Here is a 26,016-nt window from a genome sequence, read left to right on the forward strand (position 1 = left end):
CAATCGCAGCTGAAGTAAGACTTGGGTGGATGAGCATGGTAGTATATCGCCTTGATTCAGGTGACTTGCGAGAGTGTAAATCCACACAATGAGCTATCAGGTACTGGCGCGCAAATGGCGGCCAAAACAATTCAAAGAAATGGTGGGGCAAGAGCATGTTCTTAAAGCATTAATCAATGCTTTGGATAATGATCGGCTCCACCATGCGTATCTTTTTACAGGGACCCGTGGGGTTGGTAAAACGTCGATTGCTCGTTTGTTCGCGAAGGCGCTGAATTGTGAGCAGGGGGTGTCTTCTGAGCCCTGTGGGGTTTGTACATCCTGCCGGGAAATTGCAGAAGGACGTTTCGTCGATTTGATCGAAGTCGATGCTGCATCGCGTACAAAGGTCGAAGACACACGCGAGCTTCTGGAAAACGTGCAATACGCACCTAGCCATGGTCGTTTTAAGGTGTATCTCATCGACGAGGTGCACATGCTATCGAACAGCTCGTTCAATGCACTTCTGAAAACCCTAGAAGAGCCGCCTGAGCATGTGAAATTCTTATTAGCGACGACGGATCCACAAAAGCTACCGGTCACAGTGCTGTCGCGTTGTCTGCAATTTAATTTGAAAAATCTCAGTCCTCAACGCATTGTTGAACATCTGAACTATGTTTTAAATCAAGAGTCCATAAGCTTCGATGAAACGGCGCTGTGGTTACTTGCGCGCAGTGCAGAAGGTTCGATGCGTGATGCACTGAGTTTAACAGATCAGGCGATTGCATTTGGTTCGGGAGTGGTAGGCGAGGCAGATGTAAGGTCGATGTTAGGAACGATAGACCATCGTTTAGTCTATCAACTCTTAGCATTTATCGCGCAACAGGATGTGCGTCAAGTGATCAGTACATTGCAGTCATTGTCGCAGTTTACACCGGATTATTTCACGTTACTGGGTGATTTAGTCAGCCTCTTGCATCGAGTTGCCTTGGCGCAGATGTTGCCAGACGCGATTGATAACAGTTTGGGTGATCAACAGCAAGTACTTGAGTTAGCCCAGTTGATGAGTGCAGAGGATGTTCAGCTTTTTTACCAGATAGGTTTAATGGGGCGTAAAGATATGCCTTATGCACCGGATTTGAAAGAAGGGTTGGAAATGGTGTTGTTGAGAATGCTGGCATTCAGGCCTGCAAGTGCAGCTCCAAGACCTATTGCATTGACGTCTCAGAATTTAGAAGCAGCAGGCAAGGTGAAAGTGGAAGCGGCTGCTGTGAATATGCCGTCTCCTGTTCCCGCACCTTCAAGTTCAGCGCCTAGGCCGAGTGTTAATCCTCAGTCTGATGCGGTGGTGGTGAGTTCTCAGGTTACGCCTGAGCCTAGCGCATCACGACAACAAGAAGAAGTTCCTCCTTGGGAGGACGTGCCCGAGATCTCTTCATCTGAGTCTGATGTTGAGTATGCGGCTGAGTCCTTTCAAAAAAAGCCTGAACCCTTAGCTCAAGATGGGCCGACCTCGAACTCGGAGGATGCACGCTTGTTTGTCGCGAGTCAGCCATTGGAGGACTCCGTTCGAGCTGAGGGAAATCAGAGTGTGGGCGTGAAAGAGCAAGAGACTACTCCGTTAGAGGAGGATGATCTGCAGCCAATGGGGCAGTCATACACACTTGCACAATTGCGTCCTGGCGACTGGGTGCATGTGTGTACGTCAATTGGTTTGACGGGGATGACGGACAGTATTTGTCGAAATTTATCCCTGGAGCGGGTTGAAAATGATCAGCTTTGCTTTCATTATCCGCCAGAGCAGGCCGCGCTGTTAAATCCAACACAGCAGGGGCGTATTACAGATGCACTCGCGGCGTATTTTGGAGCAGCAGGGTTAGATGTGCAGTTTGTTCAGGCTGCGCAAACCTTAGAAACACCCGCACAATACCGTTTACGCAAGCGCGCTGAGCGTCAAGCATTAGCCGTTAAGTCATTACAAGACGACCCTATGGTCAAAACAATTCTACAGCAATTTTCGGCCTACCTAGATGAATCGTCGGTGGTGCCGATTGAGCCTAACGAGTGAGGAAAAGAGTATGATGAAGAATATGGGGAACCTGATGAAGCAGGCCCAAAAAATGCAAGAAGAAATGCAGCGAGCTCAAGAAGAAATCGCTAAAGCTGAAGTCAAAGGTGAGTCAGGAGCAGGCCTCGTCAGCATTGTCATGAATGGTCGTCACGATGTTAAAAGCGTGAGCATTGATGATAGTTTGATGGAAGAAGATAAAGAAATACTGGAAGACCTCATCGCAGCGGCCGTGAATGATGCTGTCAGAAAAGTTGAACAGAGCACTCAGGAGCGTATGGCTAAAGTCACAGGTGGTATGGGAATTCCACCTGGATTTAAAATGCCTTTCTAATATGTCGTTTAGTCCCTTATTACAGCAGTTGATCACGGCATTGCGATGCTTGCCTGGCGTTGGACCGAAATCTGCACAGCGTATGGCATTGCATTTATTAGAGCGTGAGCGCGAGAGTGCGCGTCATTTGGCAAATGCCTTGCATGAGGCCGTTGAAAAGATAGGTGAATGCCAAATCTGTCATACCCTATCTGAAACGCCAGTGTGCGATATTTGTGCGGATGATACGCGTGACAAGCAGGTTATGTGTGTTCTGGAGTCGCCCGTCGATTTGATTGCGATTGAGCAAACAGGTGGGTTCCGTGGCGTCTACTTTGTCTTAAAAGGCCATTTGTCTCCTATTGATGGGATAGGTCCTGATGATTTAGGCATTGGGCATTTGTTAGAGCGCGTGGTCAGTGAAGGGATTAAAGAATTAATACTGGCAACCAATCCCAATGTTGAGGGAGAGGCAACGGCGCACTTTATCGCAGCACAAATAAATGATGCTGATGTCAGGGTGAGTCGTATTGCTCACGGTGTTCCTGTGGGTGGCGAGTTAGAATTTGTGGATGGCGGGACACTTGCGCATGCGCTAGCAGGACGACGTACATTACAACGAGATATTAAATGACAATAGAACCTGTCGAACAGCCGTACCCTTTGCTTGATGCTGGTGCTGCTCAGCCTATTTGGGTCACAGATCAGCGTGCATTGGTTGAGCTTTGTGAGCAGTGGTCACAAGAACCTTTGTTGACAATAGATACAGAGTTTATTCGCTTTGATACATTTTACCCTGTACCGGGCCTGATCCAATTGGCTGATCGCCAACATTGCTATCTGATTGATCCATTAGCAATAGATGATATGAGTGCCTTGATTGCTTTGCTGGTGAATCCTTCAGTATTGAAGGTTTTTCATGCATGCAGCGAAGATTTAGAGCTCTTTCGCAATAGTTATGGTGTTGTTCCAACTCCTTTGTTTGATACGCAAATTGCAGCGGCTTTTGCGAACTGGGGGTTTAGCATGGGGCTGCAGCGTTTAGTCAAGCATGCCCTGAATATCGATTTGGGCAAAGCTCAAACAACCTCTGATTGGTTGCAACGCCCTTTGACGCCTGAACAAGTGCATTATGCCGCCTTGGATGTTGCCTACTTGGGCAATATTGCTGTTCGTTTAATGCATGAGTTAAAGCAGTTGGGGCGTTTAGACTGGGTACTTGAAGAGAGCACTTTGTTGGCGGACTCTTCTCGTGATGCGGATCCAACAGGTCAGGAGTATTACCGACGCTTTACTCAACTGAATGTTAACTCGGATGAGGCCTTGGCTGCTTGCCGTGATCTTGCCGCTTGGCGTGAGCAGGCATGTCGAGCACGCAACCTTTGTCGGCCAAAAGTTCTCCGCAATGAAGTCATTTTAGACATTATCCAGCAATGGCCATCCACATTGGAGGAGTTGAGTTCAATTAAGGACATGCGCAGAAGTGCCGTGCAAGAAGATGGCCAGGCCATATTGGCGGTTCTGAAAGAAGCAAAGGTTTCAGCTGAAGAGAATCCGCCGAAGCAAATACATTTGCCAGCTCATGTGTATCGAAGCAAAGAGCTAAAGAAGTTGCTGAGTCTTGCGCGCGAGGTGGCGAAGCGAGAAAACATTTTGCCGGAGATTTTGGCGCGGCGTAAAGATGTTGAAAAATTAATTAATTCGAAGAGTGAAGAGGGCGCTTATCAATTGCCCCGCACTTTGAGAGGTTGGCGAAAAGCGCTCGTGGGTGATTTGATGCTAAGTTATCTGCAAAGTTTTGATAATGAGAGTGATTGAAAATGTTGATTTGTTCGATCTACCGTAGTTCGCGTAAGGATGAGATGTATTTATATGTGGACAAGCGCGATGGTTTAAAGAAAGTGCCTGAGGTGCTGTTAGATAAGTTTGGTAAAGCTCAGCATGTGATGGACATGCCAATGACAGAAAAGCGTGAGCTGGCTCGAGTGAATGTTAAAGATGTTCTAAGTTCGATTCAGGAAAAGGGGTTTTTCTTGCAAATGCCACCGCCTAAAGAAGACTACTTACTGGACCTATTTCCTGGTCGGCCTGAAACAGGGGTCAGATAAGCGTGGCACAAGAGGTGTTTTGGCGTCGTAAGACGTTAGCAGAGATGAGCCCAACTGAGTGGGAGTCTTTATGCGATGGTTGTGCCTTGTGCTGCTTGCATAAGGTTGAAGACGAAGATACAGACGAAGTATTTTACACTACGGTCGTGTGCCATTTATTGAATGATGAAACCTGTCAATGCACTCGCTATGCTGAGCGCACGCAATTGGTACCGATTTGTGTGCAATTAAGACCAGAAGATGTTGAGGTTTTTCATTGGTTGCCACCAACCTGCTCGTACCGTTTGATTCATGAGGGTAAGGATTTACCTCATTGGCATCCACTATTAACGGGTTCGCCGGAAAGTGTTATTGAAGCACATGCTTCAGTTTTAAGTGTGTATGAAGTGAAAGACGATGAAATCGATGAAGACGATCTGGTTGATTATGTGATTGAAGAGGCCGTTTTTTTTCGCAGCCGATAATCGCGTCTGAGTATTTGCACTTATATTGAACATTAAAAACAAAAAAAGGAGCCAAATGGCTCCTTTTTATTTATCCCTTGGTATAAGGTATTAGAAATTAGCTGTTTTGGTTAGCTAATTGTTGCTTGATCAAGTCACCGATGGTGGTTGGACCTGCAACGTCAACTTCTTGATTACGAACAGCGCTGATAGCGGCTTTCTCTTCAGCTTGGTCTTTCGCTTTGATTGACAAGCTGATAGCGCGGTTGCGACGATCAATGTTGATGATTTTAGCTTCAACTTTGTCGCCTTCTTTCAGTGCTGTTGTCGCATCTTCTATGCGCTCAGATGAAATTTCAGACACTTTCAATTGAGCTTCAACGCCTTCGAGTAATTCGATGACAGCTGCTTTAGCATCAACGCTCTTGACAACACCATTAACAATCGCACCTTTCTCATGGCTTGCAACGAATTCAGCGAATGGATCGCTTTCTAATTGCTTAACGCCCAAAGAAATACGTTCTTTTTCTGCATCGATAGACAGGATAACGGCTTCAACTTCGTCGCCTTTCTTGAATTGACGCAGAGCTGTTTCAGCATCGGCTTCCCATGAAATGTCAGACATGTGAACCAAACCGTCAAGATCGTTGTCTAGGCCGACGAAGATACCGAAGTCAGTAATAGTCTTGATTGTTCCACGAACCTTGTCACCGGCAGCGTACTGCTCAGAGAAAGTAACCCATGGATTAGCAGTGCACTGCTTGATACCTAAGGAAATACGGCGACGCTCTTCATCAACGTCAAGGATCATCACTTCAACTTCATCACCGATCTGAACGATCTTAGATGGGTGGATGTTTTTGTTAGTCCAAGACATTTCAGACACGTGAACCAAGCCTTCTACACCGTCTTCGATAGACGCGAAGCAGCCGTAATCAGTCAGATTGGTAACACGAGCAGCGGTTTTGCTGCCAGCAGGGTAACGGTTTTTGATTGCTTCCCATGGATCTTCAGACAACTGCTTCAGACCTAAAGAGATACGACCAGAGTCTTTGTCAAACTTGATGATGCGAACAGAGATTTCATCACCTGGGTTCAGCATTTCGCTTGGGTGAGAAATGCGCTTCCAAGCCATATCTGTGATGTGCAACAGACCATCAACACCACCTAAATCGATGAACGCACCGTAGTTGGTCAGGTTCTTAACGAAACCTTTAACCACTTGGCCTTCATCCAGAGTAGCAAGTAACTCATCACGTTGTGCACTGTTTGCTTCTTGCATAACGGCGCGACGAGAAACAACGATGTTGTTACGCTTTGGATCAAGCTTGATTAGTTTGAATTCAAGCTCTTTTCCTTCAAGGTGATCAACGTCGCGAACAGGGCGCACATCAACCAATGAACCAGGTAAAAAACCTTGAATGTTATTGATGCTAACCGTAAAGCCACCTTTGACTTTGCCAGAGATGTAACCTTTAACGGTTTCTTCAGCGTCAAATTTGCTCTGTAGAACTTCCCATGCCTCTGAACGCTTAGCTTTTTCACGAGAAAGACGCGTTTCACCAAAGCCATCTTCAACAGCTTCGAGTGCGACTTTAACGGTATCGCCAATTTTGATTTCCAGTTCATTGTTGTCGTTCAGGAATTGTGAACGAGGAATGATGGCTTCAGATTTTAAACCCGCGTTAACGGTAACCCAGTCGCTGTCGATATCAACGACTTCGCCCATCACCAAAGTACCTGGAGTCATATCCAGAGAGAGTAGGGATTCTTCAAACAGATCAGCAAAGCTTTCGCTCATGAAATTGTCCTATAGTTCGCTGCAGGATCGCAGCTTCCAGCCTGTAACGCCAGTTATACAGGGTCGGTTATCGTTAATATGAACAACAGGCACCTGTGCTGGCGATGATACCTGCTTTCAAAAAAGAGAACGAATTATACAGCGACTGAAGGCTGCTGAACAGTATTTGAGCAATATATCTGCTGTTGAGCCTAATATGGGCTTAACGTAGATTGGGAAGCTCATTTTGAAATTGTGTGCGAAGCTCTTGCTGGCAAGGGGGAAGCACGGTTTCAAGATCTTCTTGCAGCTCTTCTGGTAAGAGGGTTGTGTCTGGCGCATTAAAATAGGCGCGAATCAACTGTTCTTCACGCATGTTATTGGCAGCGAGCTGCACAGCATCACCTACGCAAAACATGTAAGCCGGGAGGTACTCTAGTACTAAACGCGTACGCTGAGCGGAATCCAGCATAAGATGGTTGCTCTCAACGAAGCGCTTGTACTCCATCAAACCTGCTGCCGCCATTGTTTCTTGTCTGAATGGACTAAACCGGGCAACATCTGGCGACTGTTGGAGGTAGATTTGCAGCATACTGCCAACTCTCGAAAGCTCCTGATTGAAGCTTTCAGGCGAAAAGTGCTCACTAACCTTTAGTGATTCTTCAAGTCTAGCGATCTGAGCCTTAAGAGCATCAATTTCCTTTTGCAAAACTTGATTTTCTGTAATCATCAAGTTTCTGTCTCTAACTAACCCATGCACAACGCGCTCACCTGGAGTGAGTTGTCCTGAGCCAAAAGTCGAAGGTAGTTGGGTCGTCCCTAAAACACCGACAGACGCTTCGTCGGTGCTAGGGGCACCAGTTAAGTCAAAACCAAATTTTTCTAGATCAACTGAGTTGCGCTCATGTTGTGACATCATCGTTGTATAAATGAAGAAGCCAACTCCGCCCAAAACAAGTAATAATACAACCCCTATAATTGCTGTGTTTTTAGTTGACATACTCATTACTGCCTAGAGTTATTTACACGCCCATTGTTTTGCGCTGTATGACGTAAATTCAAATCAATAAAATCGATCGTAATCTCCGCTGACTCAACTAATGCTGATTCAGATTCTGGATTGATGATGCGACCTTGATTGTCTTTAGGTAACAAGTCGTCAAGTTCAGATAACACTTTTATAGGAGGCTCACCTTTCGCCATGCGGCGTTGATTCTCAGTCGTAATCTGCCATTGCTCGATTTCATCTCGTTGTTCTCTCACACGTGAAATGTTGAGAGGAACTTTTGTTTGGTCTCGCTGCTCTTTACTCCGCTCAACATGGCGACGCATGAATATAAAATCCGGATTTTGCTCTGATCTGACCAGATGCAAGTGGCTTAATTCGCTGATGTAAGGCGTCAAACTTGGAAAGCGACCGTATCTCACTGAATTAACTGTATCCCAAGGCAAGGCACCTTCAAGCGCACTCTCACCAATTTGGCTTTCATCGAAGAGGGTGGGGAACTCGATATCAGGAACGACGCCTTTGTTCTGAGTGCTTTCACCCGAAATTCGATAGAACTTTGCGTGCGTTAATTTGAGTTGGCCGTGATCAAGGGGGAGCAAGGTTTGAACCGTCCCTTTACCGAAAGTACGCCCACCGACGATTATGCCTCGGTTGTAATCTTGTATGGCACCTGCAAAAATTTCAGACGCAGAAGCACTTAAGCGGTTAACCATTACAGTTAAGGGGCCACTCCATGCTACTTTGGGGTCAAAGTCACCAAGAATATCCACGCGTCCACTTGCATCTCGAATTTGCACAGTAGGGCCACGTGTGATAAATAGCCCCGTTAGCTCATTGGCCTCTCTGAGAGAACCACCGCCATTGTTGCGAAGATCGATAATTAACGCATCAATATCGTCTTCTTGTTTGAGTTGCGCGATCAGTCGTTCAACATCACGAGTCGTGCTTTTGTATTCGGGATCACCTGCTTGCATCGCTGAAAAATCGATGTAGAAAGCGGGTATTTCAATGACACCTACTTTGAACATCTGATTGTTGCGTTCTATTTCAAGCACTTTTTTCTGTGCGGCCTGTTCTTCGAGGCGAACCTTGTCCCGAATTATGGTTACAACACGACGTGCAGTACGATCCATAGAGTCTGCTGGAATGATTTGTAAACGAACTGTGCTGGATTGAGGTCCGCGAATAAGTTTAACAACATCATCCAAGCGCCATCCTACAACATCCTCAATGGGGCCATCTTCGCCTTGCCCAACCCCAACGATCAGATCTGAAGGGCGCAATTGACCACTTTTGTCAGCAGGACCTGCAGGCACTAGGCGCACTATTTTGGTGTATTCATCTTCACCTTGTAACACAGCACCTATACCTTCAAGCGACAGACTCATGTTGATTTGAAAGTTTTCTTGATTTCTAGGCGACAGATACTGGCTGTGTGGATCAAATTCGTGCGCAATTGCATTTGCAAAACGTTCAAACACATCTTCATGATTGGTTTGCTCGAGTCTTGCTCTTTGACTTTCATAGCGTTTTATTAAAGTTTGTTTAGCTTCACCCAATGTTTGATCGGATAGTTTTAGACTGATCAATGCATTTTTTAAGCGGTCATACCAGAGTGTATTCATGGCTTCTGTTGAGTTAACCCAAGGGGCCTGGCTCCGATCCGTTTCAAGCTCTTGATCGTTGTTAAAATCAAAAATATGCTGATCATCAGATAATAAGGACAGTAAGAAATCGATTCTGTCTAGGTTACGTTTATGGAATAGATTATAAATGTCGAAACCTGTTTGGCTTTTGCCTTCATAGATTTCTAAACCAAGGGTATATCGAATCGGCTCGAACATGGCAATATCTTCATCATAGAAATAGATTCGAGATGGATCTAGATCTTTGAAGTAGCGATCCAAAATATTGGATGACAACTCTGGGTCGAGTTGCTTACCACTATAGTGATTTTGCTGGAGTGCTGAAATTACATCCCGTAACGCCTGCTCATGTTCAGGTTGAGGATTGAATCGGGCATGAGCAGTATTGATCAGCAACAACAGCCCAAATAAAAGGCTGAGAAGTATAGGGTGTTTCAATCTTCTGGTCATATCAAACGTATTCCTGACTTTATCGTCTTAAGCATGAGACTTGATAACCTATACGCAAGTTCCTTAAAAACAGAGCGCTAAGCATACAATTCTGCAGAATCCTATGTAGTGTTTAACAATGCTAATGTAAAATACTCTCTATGTCGTGTACTGGAGAGAAATGTGTCATATAGATTGTGCTTTAGATTCGCTTTGATTGCTACCTTGATTTGTATTTGTCTGATAACTCAGGGCTGTTCTGAAGATTTAGATAGAGAAGCCTTTCGTCAGACCTTAATTGATAAGGCGATAAATGACGAAACTCGGCAACAGGGTGATGTATTTTTGGCACAAAATCTCCAGAATGAAGGTGTTGAACAGCTAGACAGTGGTGTTCAGTTTCGCCTGTTAAAAGTGGCCGATGATCCTCAAGTGAGCCCGCCGGGGCGAAGGGACAGGGTTACTGTCCACTATGAGGGGCGTCGTATTGATGGCCATGTATTTGATAGCAGTTACGCAAGAGGGGTGCCATCCAGCTTTCCAGTTGATGCGCTGATTCCAGGTTGGTCTGAAATTCTAGTGCAAATGCGCCCAGGTGAAATTCGTGAAATTTATATTCCTGCGGATTTAGCCTATGGAGCGCGTAGCCCATCACCTGATATTCCCGCGAATTCCGCATTAATTTTTACAGTTGAGCTTCTCCATTCGGAGTCTATCTCTCATCCCGCGTCCCACTAAGGAGGTTTCATGCAACCGTCAGTGTTTATTCACGATTTAAAACTGTTTTTGGATGCATCACCGACCCCCTTTCATGCTGTCCAGCAACTCAAGCTTCGCTTTGAGAATGCGGGATTTATAGAGGTGTCTGAGTCCTCTTCTTGGGTATTAGCCCCTGGTCAAGGATATTTTACGCTTAAAAATGGCTCGTCTATTTTGGCTTGGCGTCAACCCACTGATTCCGTTGGTTTTGCTGCAGGGATGCGCATGACGGGAGCGCATACCGATTCTCCGTGTTTGCGTGTGAAGCCTCAACCGGAAATGCATCGGCATGGATACAGTCAATTGGGGGTTGAGGTCTATGGAGGGGCATTATTGAACCCTTGGTTTGATCGTGATCTATCATTAGCTGGCCGGGTGACGTTTCGCACAGAGACGGGTGAGGTAAGCAGCCAGTTAATTGATTTGAAAAAGCCAGTTGCTGTGATTCCGAGCTTAGCGATACATTTGGATCGTGAAGCCAATGCATCGCGCAGTATCAATGCCCAAACCTATCTACCACCCATCCTTGGACAAGCGCAAGAGAAGGCTGACTTTCGTGAGTTTCTAAAGACCTGTATTGAGTCCAATGCATCAGTGTCGATAGATAAGGTCTTGGATTATGAACTATCTTTCTATGATGTAAATCCTGCAAACACAGTGGGATTGGCAGATGAATTCATTACTTCAGCAAGACTGGATAATCTCTTGAGTTGTTACATTGGCATGCAGGCCTTGATTGATGCGACTCCTGGGCCTTGTCAGTTATTGATTTGCAATGATCATGAAGAGGTTGGAAGTGCCAGTGCCTGCGGTGCTCAGGGGCCTATGTTAAGTCAATGGCTCGAGCGAGTGCTGCCCAAAACGGACGAGCGTTGGTCTATTTTGGCTCGGTCATTGTTTGTGTCTGCCGATAATGCACATGGCATACATCCAAACTTTGCGGACCGACATGATGAAAATCATGGACCTAAATTGAATGCAGGTCCTGTTATAAAAATCAACTCAAATCAACGCTATGCGACCAACAGTGAGACCAGTGCAATTTTCCGCAATTTAGCAGAATCCATTAATGTGCCCGTGCAATGCTTTGTTGTACGCAGTGATATGGCTTGTGGCAGTACCATAGGGCCGATTACCGCCACTGAAACGGGGATTGCCACTGTTGATGTTGGGGTTCCACAATTTGCGATGCATTCAATTCGTGAAATGGCAGGCGTTGATGACGGATTCTACCTTTATCAAATCTTACAGAGCTTTAATGCAACTAACGCTCTGTAAGGCCTGAAAAGAGTGAGGCGACTGAGTGAGGCAAATCACTCAGTCGTTTTTTGTTTAATGCGAATACGTGGCTTTAAGTCGAGATTTTGTCGATAAATCTCAAGCTCTTCTTCTGTTTCCAGCCCGCTAAGCAGCCGATGCGTATCTTCATCGTAACAGTGGACGAGTTCATCTTTGATGGTTCTCTCCCACACAGGAATGCCAACAAAGTAGCCGGCACGACCAATGGCGTGGGCGGCAATTGGCGCTGTAATCAGGATGAAAATAATGACCGCAAGCCCTTTTGCGAAGACCACTGCATCAAAAAAGTGGAACATAGTTGCCACCATCATTAATGCAATCCCCAGCGCACCTGCTTTAGTCGTGGCGTGCATACGGGTGAGCAGGTCGGGTAAGCGAATAATACCCACTGCGGCCAGTAAGGTGAAAATCGCGCTCGATAGCATCAGTAGTTTAATAATCCAATCAATCATTACGCGGACCTCCTCGTTCTAAAAAGCGGGCGAAGCCTATGGCGGCTAAAAATGCAGTTAAGGCTGCAACGATCGCAACATCAATGAAGCTGGACGTGTCGGTATAAATGGCATAAGCCCCTATCATCCCGACAATAATGGACGCCAATAACTCTAGAGCAACCACTCGATCAGGGAGGGTGGGTCCAATGATTAACCGAATAAACACTAATACCATCGAAATGCTAAAGATGATAAACGTTAAGTAAATGACAAATTGCACAACAACCTCCTGCGCCTAGCGTAAAATTTCTAAAGCCCTGCGTTCCATCTCTTTTAAGCTGGCTCTAAGCGCTGGCTCATCATCGAGAAACATGGCGTGGATAAACAAAACACGACGATCATCCGAAACGTCTAGGCTAAGAGTGCCGGGGGTTAATGAAATAAGATTGGCGACCATGGTGATTTCCATGTCTGTTTTTGCGTCCAGTGGCATTGCAATAACGCCGGGCTTCATGTGCCAGATAGGCGTTACAATATCAAAGCCAACTTTTAGGTTTGCCATGATCAGCTCTTTAATAAAAAAGCAGATGAATCGAAACAATCGTGGTAGACGGCTTGTATAGCCCCTAAGGACAGGGACTTGGCGTTGCATGAGCCCTAAGACTAAGTAACCAACGATCATGCCTGCAAGCAAGTTGTAGCCACTAAGATCGCCTGTTAAAACGACCCAAATCAGGGCTAAGAGCAGATTCCACATAAATGCAATCATGGTGTTTCTCCCAAAACCGCTTCAATATACAACGCTGGGTTTAACAGTTGTTTGGCTGATGCTTCTGCTATTTCATAGATGGGCTGACCGTTAAGTCCAATAAATAAGGTACATGCACCAAGTAACACCACCGGAATGTAGAGAAACGCAAGGCTTGAAGGCTTCGTCGATGGATTGCTATCGACGGTAGAATGATTCTCTGGTAGGGGTTTCCAAAAAACCTCAGCCCAAATTTTTATCATTGAATACAACGTGAGTAAGCCGACAATCAGGGCAATAGCTGTGACAACCCAAGCTTCAGCTTCAATACCTGCACGAATGATAATGAATTTAGCGAAAAATCCGGACAGTGGGGGTAAGCCTGCCAGTGATAGTGCCGGAATTAAAAATAAAATACTGAGGTAGGGTCTATCCTTGTATACACCGCCTAATTGCTTTAAATCATAGGTTCCCAATAGGCGATGGACGATACCGCTGATGAGGAACAGATTTGTTTTCACAATAATGTGATGCATGATGTAGAACACACCGCCCACCAAGGCTAAAGGCGTAAACAAGGCCAAGCCTAGCAGCATATAGCCAATTTGGCTGACGATGTGAAATGATAGAATCCGCCTAAACTCAAATTGTGCAGCAGCACCTAATACGCCCGTCAGCATAGTAAAGGCCGCACCCCAGAGCAGCAACTGATGAGTAAACTCAGGGCTTTGGTTGAAAATAAGGGTGAATACCCTGAACAGTGCATACACGCCCACTTTGGTTAAAAGCCCTGCAAATAGCGCGGATACAGCAACTGGTCCCGTATGATAAGAGGCAGGTAACCAAAAGAAGAGCGGGAAAGCGGCGGCTTTAATGCCAAATGCAATCATGAACATCACCGCAATGACATCCACCAGCCCAGTATGCTCGGTTTGTGAGAGTTTTACAGCAATGTCCGCCATGTTTAGCGTGCCGACCAAACCGTAAAGCAAGCCAATAGCACTCAGAAAAATAGCAGAGGATAGAAGGTTGAGCGTGACATACTTAATCGCTCCCTCCATTTGCGCACGCTCGCCACCCAGAATTAACAAGGCAAATGATGCGATGAGCATGACCTCAAACCAGACATATAGGTTGAAAATATCACCTGTTAAAAAGGATCCTGCTACACCTGCTAGCAGCAAATGCATTAGCGGATAGTAGCCGAACTTCTCATGGCTTGGTGAGGCCGATGAAAGAGAATAGATCGCAATAGCAACAGCCATCATCCCCGTTAATACCACCATGATAGCGCTCAGTAGATCGGCTACCAACGTGATGCCATAGGGGGCCATCCACCCCCCCATGTACATGACGACATGTCCTTGATCAAGAACGCTCATCAGCAGCCAGATGCTGCAAATTAACAGTGTCACTGAGCCGATAATACCGAGCACACGCTGCATCAGGTTAGAACGCCAGGCGATCAACGACAAAGCTCCAAAAAGTAAAGGAACTAAAATGGGTAACGCAACTTCAGCTCTCACGTGTCGGTATCCTTCATTTCATCAAGGTTGTCAGTATGAATGATGTTGTAGGCACGATGAATCAATACAACGGCAAACGACAAAACGCCAAAGGCAATTACAATGGCTGTTAATATCAGGGCCTGAGGCAAGGGGTCAGCTATGACACCATCGGGCTGCATGGCCCCTAAAGGAATCAGGGGAGGTGCTCCACGTGTCATTCCTGCAGATGTGAAAATTAACAAATTCGCTGCATTGGACAGTAACATAAGTCCAATGACGAGTTTAACGATACTGCGCCGTAACATCATGTAGATTGCAGAGGCATACAAGCAACCTGTGACGATTGCCATAATAGGTTCCATAAAAAACTCCTTAACGCTCTTCAGTTTCAGTCAGTGCGACCAGCATGGTCATGACTGAACCCAAAACGGTTACATAAACACCAATATCAAAAAACAAAGGGGTTGAAAGCTTAATTTCAGTGCCTCCCGGCAATAAAATAGGCCACCATTGTGAGGTTAAAAAGGCTTGTCCATGAAACCAAGCGGGTAGGGCGGAGATCATAGCAATCAGTAAACCGATCCCTATTAAGTTACGAGGGTCAACTCGCATGAGATCTCGCGTAACTGCTGCTCCAAATGTAAATAAATACAATGCAAACGCCCCCGATGCGACCAACCCTGCAATAAAGCCTCCGCCTGGTTCGTTGTGACCTCTTAGTAAGAGAAATATAGAAAAAACCAGCTGTAAGGGCACTAAGAAGCGCGCAGCTACATGTAAAATCAGCGTGCCTGGCTTCATCATATTAATTGCCCTCCTGTTTATTTTTGCTGAGCTTCGTTGATGATGAAAGGCTTTGTTTTGAAAGCGTTGAGGGTTGAGTATCCTCCGTGCTAGATGCTGAAAGGTTCTTCGGAGGCAAGATTAAGGTCCCTGCATACTGATTTGCACCGGGTGCTGTATCAGGGCGGAATTTAATCATGGCGTAAACACCCATGGCAGCCAGTGCCAGCACAAAAATCTCACCCAATGTATCCAGAGCTCGATAGTCCACCAAAATCACATTGACAATATTGCGTCCGTACGCCAAAGGTTGGCTATTTTCAATCATGTAATCTGAAATGGGGGGGAAGAGTTGAATATCAATCGTGATCATAATCAGCAGTGTAATGAGTGTCCCCGTTAAAATAGCGACAGCTGCATCACGTCCACGCTCTGCGGTAGTGGAAATATTGCCAAATCCTGGCAGCCTAAATAACACCAATACCAGTAGGATAACAGTTAAGGTCTCAACCAATATTTGTGTAATAGCAAGATCTGGCGCGCTGAAAAGAGTGAAGAAGAGCGCAATGGAATAACCAACAACACCCATCGCTGCCACAGCACCTAAGCGTGAGTGAGTAATGCAAGCCGTTACCGCCGCAGTGATCAATAGCAGAGCTACAATGATTTCATGTAAATACACGCTTACATCCCAATTCCAATGCAGCTGATAGCGCTGGGTCAGGGTGTAACCCGTGAGCAAAACAAATGTGAGAATGATGCTTCTAAGGTAGCTACGCATAGAGCCATTCTGTAAGAGTGAAGTTTGCCATTGCGCAATATAGACAATGCCATCCATAAAACGGAAATAGCCTGCTTCAGGGCCTCGTTGTATAAGCGGGTTAAGTAAGCTGAGAATCGAACGCACCGAGTCCCAACGCTTAAAGACCAAGATGCCTAGCCCTAAGCTGATGAGCGAAATCAATAGAGCCCAATTAAAGCCATGCCATAACGACAGATAGCCATCAATGGGTTGAGCCCAAACGCTTGCCGCCGCAGGTAACACAAACCATTGGCCAGCCAGTCCAGGCATCAGTCCCATTAGAAGAGATAGCGTGGTGAGCACAACGGGGCCTGCCAAAAGTTCAAGTGGTGCTTCATGCGCTTTTTTAGGTGTGTTTTGCAAGGTCCCAAAGAAAGGTTTGATCGCAATAATCGCAGCAACGGCAACGCCTAAAGCGGCCGAGGCGATAACCAGTAAAAGTATCCACTTGCTAAGGCTCGATTGAACCAGTGCATCAAGCATCAGTTCTTTCGCGACAAAGCCAAACAAAGGAGGGAGACCCGCTAAGGAAAAGGCTGCAACAAGAGTGCATATCGCTGTAATTGGCATCAGATATCTAAGGCCGCCGAGCTGAGTAACGTCACGAGTTCCCGTTTCATGATCGACGATACCAGCTAGCATGAACAGCGCACCTTTATACAGGGAGTGTCCCACGAGGTAAGCGGCAAATGCCATCATGGCTAGCTCTGTGCCTATGCCAAGCAGAAGCGTTAGGGTTCCCAGTGCCATGACCGTTGAATAGGCCAGTAGCTTTTTTAGGTCTGTGCTTCGGATAGCCAAAAATGCGCCTGTAAACATCGTAAAGGCACCAAAGCTTGTCAGCAATGCCATCCATAAAGCCGTACCACCGAGCTCAGGTTGTAGGCGCGCCATTAAATAAATGCCTGCTTTAACCATCGTAGCTGAGTGAAGGTACGCACTGACAGGCGTGGGAGCTGCCATGGCATTGGGTAACCAAAAATGGAAGGGAAACTGTGCGGATTTGGTGAAGGCACCGAGCAGAAGGCAAATGAGCATGCCAACGTAAAGGGGGTGTTCAGTCAGAACTTGATTGCTGTTGAAAATTTCTTGAAGAGAGTAACTGCCTGCCGCTGAGGCCAGCATGACTAAGCCTGCTAATAGGGCTAAGCCGCCAGCAACCGTCACGATCAACCCTTGTAAGGCCGCCTTTCTAACGTCTGCTTGGTGGTGATTAAAACCGATCAATAAATAGGAAGTGATACTTGTCAGTTCCCAGAATACGAAGAGTGTAATCAAATTGTCCGAGAGCACTAGGCCAAGCATAGAGCCCATGAACGACATTAAAATCACTAAGAATCGGGGTAAAGATGGATGTCCTTTAAGATAGTTGCCTGCGTATATCAGTATGAATGTACCAATAAAGCAAATCAGCAACGCGAACATCAGCGACAGTCCATCCAGCATCATGGTGAAGGAAATATCGAGCCCTGGAATCCAAGCATGTTCATGGACGATGGTGTTCCCAGAAGCGATATCGGGAATAAATTGTGCAAACCAAAGTGTTAGTCCTGCGGGTAACAGGGCTAAGAGTTTGCTGGTGCGGTCCTTATGTTTGCCGTATAGCCAAGGCACACAGGCGGCAAGTATAAAGATGAGTAAGACGGCTAATTGCATAGTCTCTTCACTACCTTCTAGTTGATTTATAAGGGCATATCCTTCGCATCATTCAGAATAGGGACTCATTGTTTACGACAATAGTTCAATCATTTTAGTAATTTTTTCCAAAAGTTACAGGGTGGTGCTTGTTTTTACAGTGTGGTATGGACTAGGTCTATGTCATTCATGTGTTCGGGTATAGGGGGCATAATTCATGATTTTGCTTTGCATTGCAAAGTAAATGGTATTTTGTGTTATTCTGTAAAAGATCACAAAGAATGCTTTATTTTCATGAATTTGTCGTAATTAGACAGATATGAGTCTTTTTCTCGATAGTTCTAGTCATACTCAGCTGTTAATTTGATGATGCAAATCAAAGTATTTTGTGTGTGCTGTGGTTAGGTCAGAGTTGTGGCTATAGCTAACCATTTATTGAACTAAACACTTCAGGGAGTGTATGCCCAGATGAGCGAACACAATAAAGTGAATGATCCAATGTCTCCAGATGGAGAGGTCAATCCAATCGATACCGACTACCAGATCGGCCAAGACAATATTGCTGTTAAAATTGGCCCTTTTGGTTTGGATATACATAACCGCGTCTTTTTGATATCTGGGGTGTCGGTCATTGCATTTGTGGTGCTAACACTGGCATTTCAAAATCAAGTCGGCCCCTTGTTTGGAAATATGAGAGGCTGGTTAACATCAAATCTGGACTGGTTTTTTATCAGTGCCGGTAATATTTTTGTACTGATTTGTCTTTACCTCATTTTTTCGCCTCTAGGGCGTGTGCGCCTTGGTGGGACGGAAGCCAAGCCAGATTTTAGTTACATAGGTTGGTTTTCCATGCTATTTGCAGCGGGAATGGGGATTGGCCTAATGTTTTACGGCGTTTCGGAACCCTTATCACATTTCGCTTCATCGATGGGTGGCACCGCAGGAGAAGCGGGCGCTCGAACCGATTGGGCTCCATTGGGTGCAGCAGCAGGGGATGCATCCTCGGCAGAACGATTAGCCATGGCTGCCACTATTTATCACTGGGCACTGCACCCCTGGGCCATTTATGCAGTGCTGGCACTAGGGTTGGCGTTATTCTCGTTTAACAAAGGCTTGCCACTCACAATCCGCTCAGTGTTTTACCCTCTATTGGGCGAAAGAATTTGGGGTTGGCCGGGTCATATTATTGATATCCTTGCAGTTTTCGCAACTCTTTTTGGGTTGGCAACCTCTTTAGGTTTGGGTGCCTCACAAGCGGCGGCAGGTCTTAATTACCTTTTTGGCATTCCAGACGGAACAACTACGCAAGTGCTGCTGGTGTTTGGGATTACGTTGATAGCATTGGTTTCCGTCGTGGCGGGTTTAGAAGCCGGTGTGAAGCGGCTGTCTGAAATCAATATGACACTTGCTGTGTTGTTAATGCTTTTTGTCATTATCGTTGGGCCGACTTTAGCCATTATTACTGGCTTTTTCTCTAACTTAGCTGCGTATTTACAGTATTTACCCGCCTTATCGAATCCAATCGGCCGAGAAGATGCTAACTTTGCTTCTGGGTGGACTGCCTTTTACTGGGCATGGTGGATTTCGTGGTCGCCATTTGTGGGGATGTTCATCGCTCGTGTCTCAAGAGGGCGAACAGTACGGGAGTTTTTGATCTCTGTCTTATTGATTCCTTCTGCGGCCTGCGTGCTTTGGATGACGGTCTTTGGTAGCACAGCCATTAGTCAATATTTGTCCGGTTATTCGGCTGCAGCAGATGCGGCGTTACCCTTGCAGTTGTTTAGTATGCTGGATATCTTGCCTTTAGCGCAGATTACCTCCTTTATTGCCATTATTCTTGTCGTGGTGTTTTTTGTAACTTCATCGGATTCTGGCTCATTGGTGATTGATACCATCGCAGCGGGTGGTAAGGTGAATGCGCCGACACCACAACGTGTGTTTTGGTGTACGTTTGAGGGGCTAATAGCGGTCGCTCTGTTGCTAGGGGGTGGGCTGGTAGCCCTGCAAGCGATGGCGGTATCGACGGGCTTTCCGTTTACCCTGGTATTATTGGCCTCGTGTGTCGCATTGTTTAAAGGCTTAGCCACAGAGCCTAAAGCGGTTTAAACCTTAAGAGATGGGGTTCGGGATATGAGTAGTGTGCAATGAAAGCAGAGTTGATTGAGGTTCAGAATTTTTTAAAGCGTTACCCGCCGTTTAATACCTTGCCTGACGACACCTTGCATTGGGTGGCCGACAATATCGAGGTGGGATATTTTAAAGCAGGAACGCAAATTTTGGAGTTTGGTCAAGACATCGACGCATTGCATGTCGTTAGAAGCGGGGCGGTGGAAGTCTTTCGCCGTAACGGTGATCTTTACAATCGAATGAGTGAAGGGGGCATTTTTGGCGAATACGGTTTGCTGCGAAATCGGCAAATTCGTTTTCCAGCCAAGGCGCTCGAAGACTCGTTAATCTACTTCATTCCCGAGCCTATTTTTGCAGAGTTGTTTGAGTCATTTGAATCCTTTGCAGATTTTGTTGAGATAGAAGACAGCGCACGCTTGCGCAGTGCGGTCTCAAGACACGAGCAAGCGAATCAATTGATGGCCTCCGAGGTCAAAAATTTGATAACGCGACCTCCCGTCTGTATCGAAGCGCAGGCGAGTGTTAGAGATGCTGCGATTTTAATGTCGGAAGAGTCGATTTCGTCTTTATTAATCATGCAGTCTCCTGTGTCGGATACAGATTACGGTTTGCCGAAAATGGTCGGCATTATTACAGATCGAGACCTGCGCACACGCTTGGTCGCGAAGGGCTTGGATTACACAACCCCTGTTTCGGATATTATGTCAACGGATGTGATCACCATTGAGTCAAGCCAGTATGTGTTTGAAGCGATGATGACCATGCTTCGCTATAATTTGCACCATTTACCCGTTGTCTCTTATCACCGTCCTGTGGGCGTGATTGCGATTTCCGATATCATTCGCTACGAATCACGAAATAGCCTGTATTTAGTGGGCAGTATTTTCCGCCAGAACAGTGTTGAAGAGCTCGGTGCTTTATTACCAGAAGTGAAAGCCTGCTTTATCCGAATGGTCAATGAAGATGCAAACTCACGTATGATCGGCAGTGCGATGGCAGTCATCGGTCGTAGTTTTAAGCAGCGTTTACTGGAGTTGGGGGAAGCTAAGCTTGGCCCGCCTCCTGTCCCTTATTGTTTCTTAGCCTTAGGTTCAATGGCACGAGATGAGCAATTGATCATTACCGACCAAGATAATGCGATGATTCTGGACAATCGTTTTGATCCTGAATTGCACGATGGCTATTTTAAAGCCCTTGCCGAGTTTGTATGCGATGGTTTAGCAGTCTGCGGTTATACCTATTGCAAGGGCGATATTATGGCCACCAATGCACGCTGGCGTCAGCCGCTGGACGTATGGGAGGGGTATTTCAAAGAATGGATCGACAACCCAACACCTGAGTCTTTACTGAATAGCTCGATTTTTTTCGACTTAGAAGGTGTCTGGGGTGAGTTAAAGTGGGCGACTCAATTGAATCAGCTTATTGCGCGACGTGCGAAGAAAAGTCCGCTATTTTTAGCTTGCATGGCGCGAAACTCTTTGAATCGGACCCCACCTTTAGGGTTTTTCAAAGATTTTGTGATGGAGCAAGATGGCCGTCAAAATAACACCATCAATATGAAGCGAAGAGGCACAGCCCCCTTAGCGGATTTAATTCGAGTGCATGCGCTGGCGATTGGCTCACAGGCGCGTAACTCATTTGATCGTTTGCGCGATATTTTAGAAACAGACATCCTGCCGCGTGGGCGAGGACAAGATCTACGTGATGCGCTAGAACTAATCGCCTTGGTGAGAATTCGCCATCAAGCATTGGCTTTGGAAAAGGGTGAAGAACCCAACAACAATATAGCGCCTGAGCATCTATCAGATTTTGAGCGAAAAAATTTAAAAGACGCTTTTCAGATTTTAAGTAATGCTCAAAAATATTTGAAATTCTGTTATCAGTCCAACCGCTAGTTGAGTGCAGGTCTATGCTGTATTTAGGTAAGTCGAATACGTCTTCTATCCATCGTGAGGATACCACTTTGGACTGGTCCCAGTTTTATGAAGCTTCGGCACTATCGGCTAAAGATGTCCGCTTAAAGGCCTTTTACTCTGAGTCCTTACCCCATGGGAAAACGCCTTTAGAACGCATTGATTTTGTGGCGTTGGATTTTGAAACGACAGGCTTTGATCCCATAAAAAATGGCATTCTGAGCATAGGTTTGGTGCCTTTTACACTGAGGCGGATTCAGTGTGCCAACGCTAAGTATTGGGTGGTTCGCCCTAGAGCCCAGCTGGATCATGCGTCTGTCGCGATCCATGGCATTACCCATTCGGATGTACAATCAGCACCTGACTTTATGCGAATTGTCGATCATCTTTTGGCTGCATTGGCGGGAAAGGTGGTGGTTGTCCATCACCGTGGTATCGAACGGCCTTTTTTAGATGCGGCGCTGCGCAAGCGGATTCGTGAAGGAATTGCGTTCCCAGTGATTGATACCATGGAGCTGGAAGCACGGCTTCACCGAGTGGCGCCTACGAGTTTTCTGGATAAATTGTTAAGTAAGGAGCCCGTCTCCATTCGTCTGGTGGACAGTCGAACTCGCTATAATCTTCCTTATTATCAGCAGCATCATGCCCTAACCGATGCCTTGGCAACCGCTGAGCTGCTGTTGGCACAGATAGCGCATCGATTCAGTCCGGATACCCCTGTCGATGCGCTTTGGCTTTAACGCTGGCTTTATCCTAGCTTTAGCCCTCGTACTATTTCGTGCTGAGAATGCGCAAGGTCAGCTCTTTATCTTGCATACGAATCAATAAAGGTTTGGGTAGGCCGACTTTGATTTTACCCTCGACAACTGGCGCCGTGTATTGGCAGTAAAGAGTGCCTTGGCTATCGAACAATGCCCATTCAGCAACCTTTGCAGAGGTAGGTGAGACAGGGTACTCAAAAAAGCCGGCCACCAGATTGCTGCCTAGGTGGGGTTCATCCGGCTGGCGTGCAATAGGGAAGGGCTGTGAGCCGGGAGTGTGAAACAACGAATCATGGTGCAGGTTTGAGCATCTTGCATAGGGCCAGATTTTATGGCGCAAAAACATCTGATCTGCAAAATGAGTTCGACCTTGATAGGAGTCTAAAAACTCAGTAATGAGAGCTTTCATATTGGGCAATGCGCCACTTTTTACTCCCCACATACCGGCCAGCATCAGCTCAGTGTGCGATCCCCAGTCTCGCATAATATGAAAGGGCCTATCCTCTTGAATCCAAGCCTTGACCGCTTCAGCCTCGTACTGACTAATTAAAGAGTCAGCGTCTCGAAAAATAATCCATTGAGCATTTGGATCATCGGCCGCGAGAAAGCGCCAGAAGGTTCCATACCAAGTCGCTTCCGGTGTATCTACGTCGATGACTTCGGCACCTGCTGAAACAAGGCGCTGTTTCACACCATCAGGCACACTGGAATCCACGTAAAAGCGGCACAGCCAATCGGGTAAGAATTGCGGCTGGGCTAGGACATTTAAATAGGCTGTTTCGCAGTATTTGGGTGAGTCACCAAACAGCGAAAAGGCAATGATTCGGCGTTGCCCAGAAGGGCCGACGGATATGTGCTGTTGATCTGTACCGAGTTCGGGTATCGAGGCATCTCTTATTGCAATGGCTTTGGCTCCGTAGGGCGCAGCCCGCTCAAACTCATGTAAGGCTGACCAAGCGTGTGAGGCGGCGTCTAAGGCAGGGATATCATTTGGGTCGAGCTTTAAGCACTTGTCGGCATAGGCGATGGCATCCTGCCAACGGGTCATATACACGCAACAAACGGCGGCATCAGACAGAGGTTTCGGATGCTTAGGCACAAGTTTATGCGCTGAGAGCGCCTGCCCTAGAGCTTTATTAAACTGGCCTTGGGCGTAATAGCGTTTAAACTGCTCTTTAAAATGCGCTAGCTTTTGATTGAGTCCTTTTGCTTTTGACGCCATGAACGCTTCCTAGTAATTTTATAAATTGATTGAGCGCGATTCTGTTCAGCTAAATGATCGCTCTGTTCGTTTAGAACCTAGACTATTGTGTTAAATCCCTAAGGATATCGCAAACCCAAACAATCACAGTCCACTTACTCGATAGACTCTCGCCTTAACCGCATTATTCAAAATTTGGTTTGAGGTATCAATCAAGGTGAATTGACGCTTGGCTCGTGTGATCCCTGTGTAAATTAACTCTCGGGTGAGAATCGGATTATCGTAAGCGGGTAACATAAGTGCCGTGTGCGTAAATTCGGAGCCTTGCGATTTATGCACCGTCATGGCAAAGACGGTTTCATGTGCCTGAAGTCGGCTCGGCAATATCCACCGAATTTGCTGACTACCATCACCTGATAAAAACGCAACGCGCAGGCCGATACGTGGATGCCCATCATCGTTTTGGTAGGGGTAGGGTAGAGTTACACCGATATCGCCATTCATCAAGTTCAAACTATAGTCGTTTTGCGTAATCATAATCGGGCGCCCTGCATACCAAGCCCCGACCTCTTTGATGAGTCCCTTCTTGATAAGCAGCTGCTCGATGTAGCGGTTCATTGCTTCAACACCTTGCTCGCCTTTGCGAAGTGCACACAAAAGTTGAAACTGGCTGTGTTGTTCTAAAATGCTCAAGGCCCAGTGATCACGTGCGCTCGCTGAGGTGAGTTGCTCAATTGGGGTCGCATGCAGGGTATTCAGGTACGCGCCATAGCCAGAAGCTGGATCGCATAACAACTGGTCCAATGCTGGAGTGGGCGTTGAACTTAGGAGGATTCGTTGTATGTCAGAAAATCGATCAAAAAGTGAATAAATAGGTGGGCTAGAATCCTGTTGCTCCAGTTGATTGACACGACGTGCTAAATGACCAATCCCCGAGGTCTCGCCAAATCGATAACTGTGCCGTAGCATGATAATGGCTTGGTCTTTTGTTGTGCCATTCAGATCCAAAAACGCATCTGGCAGGGGTTGTTGAGTGACATTGGCTAGCCAAGCCTGGGTATCGGGTGTGTAGTGTCCCGCCTCGGCCCGATGGCATAAATTGCCCAGAACAGCTCCAGCCTCTACCGAGGCCAACTGGTCTTTATCCCCCAGTAAGATCAGGCGTGCATCAGCGGGAAGGGCATCTAATAGTTGTGCCATCAGCTCAACATCAATCATTGATGCTTCATCCACGACCACCAAGTCGACGCGCAGCGGATTTCCACGATGATGCCGAAAAAAGCGACTGTTTCGCAAAGGCCCGAGCAAACGATGCAGAGTTGTTACCTCCGTTGGAATGTCTTTGCGAATTTGGGCCTCGTTCTCAAAACTTGATAAGTCCAGCCCTTTCACTTGGCTGGCAATCGAGGCGTTTAACCGTGCCGCAGCTTTGCCAGTCGGTGCGGCTAAACGAATGCTCAGTGGCCGCCCCTGTTGGGTTAAGGATACCTGTTGCAACAAGGCCAGCAGCTTTACAACGGTTGTCGTTTTGCCAGTGCCAGGGCCCCCAGTAATGATGGAGAAGGCTTGGCGTGCGGCAAGGGCACAGGCAATTTTCTGCCAATCTGGCTTGATCCCAGCGTTAGGAAATAAGCGATTTAAACTTTCACTGAGCAGCGTAGTTGGCAGATCATACTGTGTCGATAAGCGTGACTCTATCGCCTGTTTGATGGACTGCTCGTGTTGCCAAAAACGTCGTAGATAAAGCAAGGGGCGCTCTTCTGTGCCACCCAGTACTAAGGGTGAGTTACCTGGGCCTTGGCTGACAAGACTGGGATGTTGAAGGGCCGCAAACCATTGAGCTAACGAAATATGGGCAAAGAGCGTTTGGGGTAGATACTGCGGTGTGCTTTGCGCATTTTCAGGAGGAAGCAGCAAGGCGCTTTCCGGTGCATCAAGCGCATGCTTTAGGTCAAAACAGACGTGTCCACGGCCATTCTGATGGCTGGTTAAAGCAATGGCGAGTATGAGCAAAGGCGAGGCATCTTCGGTTATCTCATGAAAAAACCGCGCCACTTCCACATCCAGCCAGCGCAACCAGCCTGCGTCGGCCCAGCTTTCCAGCAGTTGCATGAGATGGGTTGAGTCCTGCAGCAGGTCGGCGGATTTCATGGCTGGGTCCTCAGATAGACATTCTTTACAGCGTCTTTTAAGGCGCTTTTCAAGGGGCATGTAAAGCGGCATTTAAAAGGTAAAATTAAAGGGTTTTTTAAGAGGATTGGTGTATAAGAC

Annotated in this window: 23 protein-coding genes; 11 read left to right on the forward strand and 12 right to left on the reverse strand. The window is 46.6% G+C overall.

Annotated features, from left to right (window positions below; genetic code table 11):
* The first annotated feature begins 88 nt into the window (after positions 1-88).
* Genes dnaX through DN062_RS01630 form a run of 6 tightly spaced genes read left to right on the forward strand, consistent with a single transcriptional unit; the run spans position 89 to position 4,932 of the window.
* On the forward strand, positions 89-2,047 hold the full coding sequence (gene dnaX, locus DN062_RS01605; RefSeq protein ID WP_112156909.1) for a DNA polymerase III subunit gamma/tau: 1,959 nt from the start codon (positions 89-91) through the stop codon (positions 2,045-2,047).
* A gap of 10 nt (positions 2,048-2,057) precedes the next feature.
* Positions 2,058-2,381, forward strand: a complete 324-nt coding sequence (locus DN062_RS01610) for a YbaB/EbfC family nucleoid-associated protein (RefSeq protein ID WP_036506582.1) — start codon at positions 2,058-2,060, stop codon at positions 2,379-2,381.
* Between the two features lies 1 nt (position 2,382).
* Positions 2,383-2,994, forward strand: coding sequence for a recombination mediator RecR (recR, locus tag DN062_RS01615; protein WP_112156911.1), 612 nt, complete (start codon positions 2,383-2,385; stop codon positions 2,992-2,994).
* A complete protein-coding gene (gene rnd, locus DN062_RS01620; protein ID WP_112156913.1) occupies positions 2,991-4,178 on the forward strand; it encodes a ribonuclease D in 1,188 nt (395 codons plus the stop codon). The genes recR and rnd overlap by 4 nt, the downstream gene beginning before the upstream one ends.
* 2 nt (positions 4,179-4,180) lie before the next feature.
* Positions 4,181-4,468, forward strand: a complete 288-nt coding sequence (locus DN062_RS01625) for a YcgL domain-containing protein (RefSeq protein ID WP_112156916.1) — start codon at positions 4,181-4,183, stop codon at positions 4,466-4,468.
* Positions 4,469-4,470: 2 nt separating this feature from the next.
* A complete protein-coding gene (locus DN062_RS01630) occupies positions 4,471-4,932 on the forward strand; it encodes a YcgN family cysteine cluster protein (RefSeq protein ID WP_205126617.1) in 462 nt (153 codons plus the stop codon).
* Between the two features lie 97 nt (positions 4,933-5,029).
* Here the strand turns inward: DN062_RS01630 and rpsA are convergent, their stop codons facing one another.
* From rpsA to DN062_RS01645, 3 genes are all read right to left on the reverse strand, one after another.
* Positions 5,030-6,712, reverse strand: a complete 1,683-nt coding sequence (gene rpsA, locus DN062_RS01635) for a 30S ribosomal protein S1 (RefSeq protein WP_112156919.1) — start codon at positions 6,710-6,712, stop codon at positions 5,030-5,032.
* 202 nt (positions 6,713-6,914) lie between these two features.
* Complete coding sequence (locus DN062_RS01640; RefSeq protein ID WP_112156921.1) at positions 6,915-7,691, reverse strand: hypothetical protein; 777 nt, start codon at positions 7,689-7,691, stop codon at positions 6,915-6,917.
* A 5-nt stretch (positions 7,692-7,696) separates the two neighbouring features.
* On the reverse strand, positions 7,697-9,796 hold the full coding sequence (locus DN062_RS01645; protein WP_112156923.1) for a carboxy terminal-processing peptidase: 2,100 nt from the start codon (positions 9,794-9,796) through the stop codon (positions 7,697-7,699).
* A gap of 162 nt (positions 9,797-9,958) precedes the next feature.
* Between DN062_RS01645 and DN062_RS01650 the strand changes: the two genes are divergently transcribed.
* Both DN062_RS01650 and DN062_RS01655 read left to right on the forward strand, forming a co-directional pair.
* Positions 9,959-10,513 carry an FKBP-type peptidyl-prolyl cis-trans isomerase gene (locus DN062_RS01650; protein ID WP_239995651.1) on the forward strand — a complete coding sequence of 185 codons (555 nt, stop codon included), beginning with the start codon at positions 9,959-9,961 and terminating at the stop codon, positions 10,511-10,513.
* A gap of 9 nt (positions 10,514-10,522) precedes the next feature.
* Entirely contained in the window at positions 10,523-11,812 is a 1,290-nt protein-coding gene (locus DN062_RS01655; RefSeq protein ID WP_112156925.1) for a M18 family aminopeptidase, read from the forward strand.
* 35 nt (positions 11,813-11,847) lie between these two features.
* Here DN062_RS01655 and mnhG read toward each other — a convergent pair whose 3' ends face one another.
* From mnhG to DN062_RS01690, 7 genes are read right to left on the reverse strand one after another with little or no spacing between them, the layout of a single operon-like run.
* Positions 11,848-12,285, reverse strand: a complete 438-nt coding sequence (mnhG, locus tag DN062_RS01660) for a monovalent cation/H(+) antiporter subunit G (protein WP_112156927.1) — start codon at positions 12,283-12,285, stop codon at positions 11,848-11,850.
* A complete protein-coding gene (locus tag DN062_RS01665) occupies positions 12,278-12,547 on the reverse strand; it encodes an MrpF/PhaF family protein (RefSeq protein WP_202806780.1) in 270 nt (89 codons plus the stop codon). The genes mnhG and DN062_RS01665 overlap by 8 nt, the downstream gene beginning before the upstream one ends.
* Positions 12,548-12,562: 15 nt before the next feature.
* Positions 12,563-13,036: a Na+/H+ antiporter subunit E gene (locus DN062_RS01670; RefSeq protein WP_112156929.1), complete on the reverse strand. Its 474-nt coding sequence runs from the start codon at positions 13,034-13,036 to the stop codon at positions 12,563-12,565.
* Positions 13,033-14,541 carry a Na+/H+ antiporter subunit D gene (locus tag DN062_RS01675; RefSeq protein WP_112156931.1) on the reverse strand — a complete coding sequence of 503 codons (1,509 nt, stop codon included), beginning with the start codon at positions 14,539-14,541 and terminating at the stop codon, positions 13,033-13,035. Before DN062_RS01675 ends, DN062_RS01670 begins: the two co-directional genes overlap by 4 nt.
* A complete protein-coding gene (locus DN062_RS01680) occupies positions 14,538-14,885 on the reverse strand; it encodes a Na+/H+ antiporter subunit C (RefSeq protein ID WP_112156932.1) in 348 nt (115 codons plus the stop codon). The genes DN062_RS01675 and DN062_RS01680 overlap by 4 nt, the downstream gene beginning before the upstream one ends.
* Before the next feature lie 10 nt (positions 14,886-14,895).
* Positions 14,896-15,327 carry a Na+/H+ antiporter subunit B gene (locus tag DN062_RS01685; protein ID WP_112156934.1) on the reverse strand — a complete coding sequence of 144 codons (432 nt, stop codon included), beginning with the start codon at positions 15,325-15,327 and terminating at the stop codon, positions 14,896-14,898.
* 1 nt (position 15,328) lies between these two features.
* Positions 15,329-17,764 carry a putative monovalent cation/H+ antiporter subunit A gene (locus DN062_RS01690; protein ID WP_112156936.1) on the reverse strand — a complete coding sequence of 812 codons (2,436 nt, stop codon included), beginning with the start codon at positions 17,762-17,764 and terminating at the stop codon, positions 15,329-15,331.
* Between the two features lie 447 nt (positions 17,765-18,211).
* Between DN062_RS01690 and DN062_RS01695 the strand changes: the two genes are divergently transcribed.
* Genes DN062_RS01695 through DN062_RS01705 form a run of 3 tightly spaced genes read left to right on the forward strand, consistent with a single transcriptional unit; the run spans position 18,212 to position 22,523 of the window.
* Positions 18,212-19,849, forward strand: coding sequence for a BCCT family transporter (locus DN062_RS01695; protein WP_112156938.1), 1,638 nt, complete (start codon positions 18,212-18,214; stop codon positions 19,847-19,849).
* A 38-nt stretch (positions 19,850-19,887) separates the two neighbouring features.
* Complete coding sequence (locus tag DN062_RS01700) at positions 19,888-21,765, forward strand: DUF294 nucleotidyltransferase-like domain-containing protein (RefSeq protein WP_112156940.1); 1,878 nt, start codon at positions 19,888-19,890, stop codon at positions 21,763-21,765.
* A gap of 14 nt (positions 21,766-21,779) precedes the next feature.
* Entirely contained in the window at positions 21,780-22,523 is a 744-nt protein-coding gene (locus DN062_RS01705) for a 3'-5' exonuclease (protein ID WP_112156942.1), read from the forward strand.
* Positions 22,524-22,554: 31 nt separating this feature from the next.
* Here the strand turns inward: DN062_RS01705 and DN062_RS01710 are convergent, their stop codons facing one another.
* A complete protein-coding gene (locus tag DN062_RS01710; RefSeq protein ID WP_112156944.1) occupies positions 22,555-23,766 on the reverse strand; it encodes a tetratricopeptide repeat protein in 1,212 nt (403 codons plus the stop codon).
* Between the two features lie 123 nt (positions 23,767-23,889).
* Entirely contained in the window at positions 23,890-25,896 is a 2,007-nt protein-coding gene (recD, locus tag DN062_RS01715; protein WP_112156945.1) for an exodeoxyribonuclease V subunit alpha, read from the reverse strand.
* Between the last annotated feature and the right edge of the window lie 120 nt (positions 25,897-26,016).

The sequence above is a fragment of the Nitrincola tibetensis genome (assembly GCF_003284585.1).
In the GTDB taxonomy this organism is placed as follows: domain Bacteria; phylum Pseudomonadota; class Gammaproteobacteria; order Pseudomonadales; family Balneatricaceae; genus Nitrincola; species Nitrincola tibetensis.

Bases quoted from the DNA above. Each gene is read 5' to 3' on its own strand.
- DN062_RS01640 (WP_112156921.1), bottom strand. From the start codon at position 7,691: ATGTCAACTAAAAACACAGCAATTATAGGGGTTGTATTATTACTTGTT.
- DN062_RS01670 (WP_112156929.1), bottom strand. From the start codon at position 13,036: ATGATTGCATTTATGTGGAATCTGCTCTTAGCCCTGATTTGGGTCGTT.
- DN062_RS01690 (WP_112156936.1), bottom strand. From the start codon at position 17,764: ATGCAATTAGCCGTCTTACTCATCTTTATACTTGCCGCCTGTGTGCCT.
- DN062_RS01705 (WP_112156942.1), top strand. From the start codon at position 21,780: ATGCTGTATTTAGGTAAGTCGAATACGTCTTCTATCCATCGTGAGGAT.
- DN062_RS01680 (WP_112156932.1), bottom strand. From the start codon at position 14,885: ATGGAACCTATTATGGCAATCGTCACAGGTTGCTTGTATGCCTCTGCA.
- rnd (WP_112156913.1), top strand. From the start codon at position 2,991: ATGACAATAGAACCTGTCGAACAGCCGTACCCTTTGCTTGATGCTGGT.
- DN062_RS01610 (WP_036506582.1), top strand. From the start codon at position 2,058: ATGATGAAGAATATGGGGAACCTGATGAAGCAGGCCCAAAAAATGCAA.
- DN062_RS01695 (WP_112156938.1), top strand. From the start codon at position 18,212: ATGAGCGAACACAATAAAGTGAATGATCCAATGTCTCCAGATGGAGAG.
- DN062_RS01685 (WP_112156934.1), bottom strand. From the start codon at position 15,327: ATGATGAAGCCAGGCACGCTGATTTTACATGTAGCTGCGCGCTTCTTA.
- recD (WP_112156945.1), bottom strand. From the start codon at position 25,896: ATGAAATCCGCCGACCTGCTGCAGGACTCAACCCATCTCATGCAACTG.
- rpsA (WP_112156919.1), bottom strand. From the start codon at position 6,712: ATGAGCGAAAGCTTTGCTGATCTGTTTGAAGAATCCCTACTCTCTCTG.
- DN062_RS01710 (WP_112156944.1), bottom strand. From the start codon at position 23,766: ATGGCGTCAAAAGCAAAAGGACTCAATCAAAAGCTAGCGCATTTTAAA.
- DN062_RS01645 (WP_112156923.1), bottom strand. From the start codon at position 9,796: ATGACCAGAAGATTGAAACACCCTATACTTCTCAGCCTTTTATTTGGG.
- mnhG (WP_112156927.1), bottom strand. From the start codon at position 12,285: ATGATTGATTGGATTATTAAACTACTGATGCTATCGAGCGCGATTTTC.
- dnaX (WP_112156909.1), top strand. From the start codon at position 89: ATGAGCTATCAGGTACTGGCGCGCAAATGGCGGCCAAAACAATTCAAA.
- DN062_RS01655 (WP_112156925.1), top strand. From the start codon at position 10,523: ATGCAACCGTCAGTGTTTATTCACGATTTAAAACTGTTTTTGGATGCA.
- recR (WP_112156911.1), top strand. From the start codon at position 2,383: ATGTCGTTTAGTCCCTTATTACAGCAGTTGATCACGGCATTGCGATGC.
- DN062_RS01700 (WP_112156940.1), top strand. From the start codon at position 19,888: ATGAAAGCAGAGTTGATTGAGGTTCAGAATTTTTTAAAGCGTTACCCG.
- DN062_RS01625 (WP_112156916.1), top strand. From the start codon at position 4,181: ATGTTGATTTGTTCGATCTACCGTAGTTCGCGTAAGGATGAGATGTAT.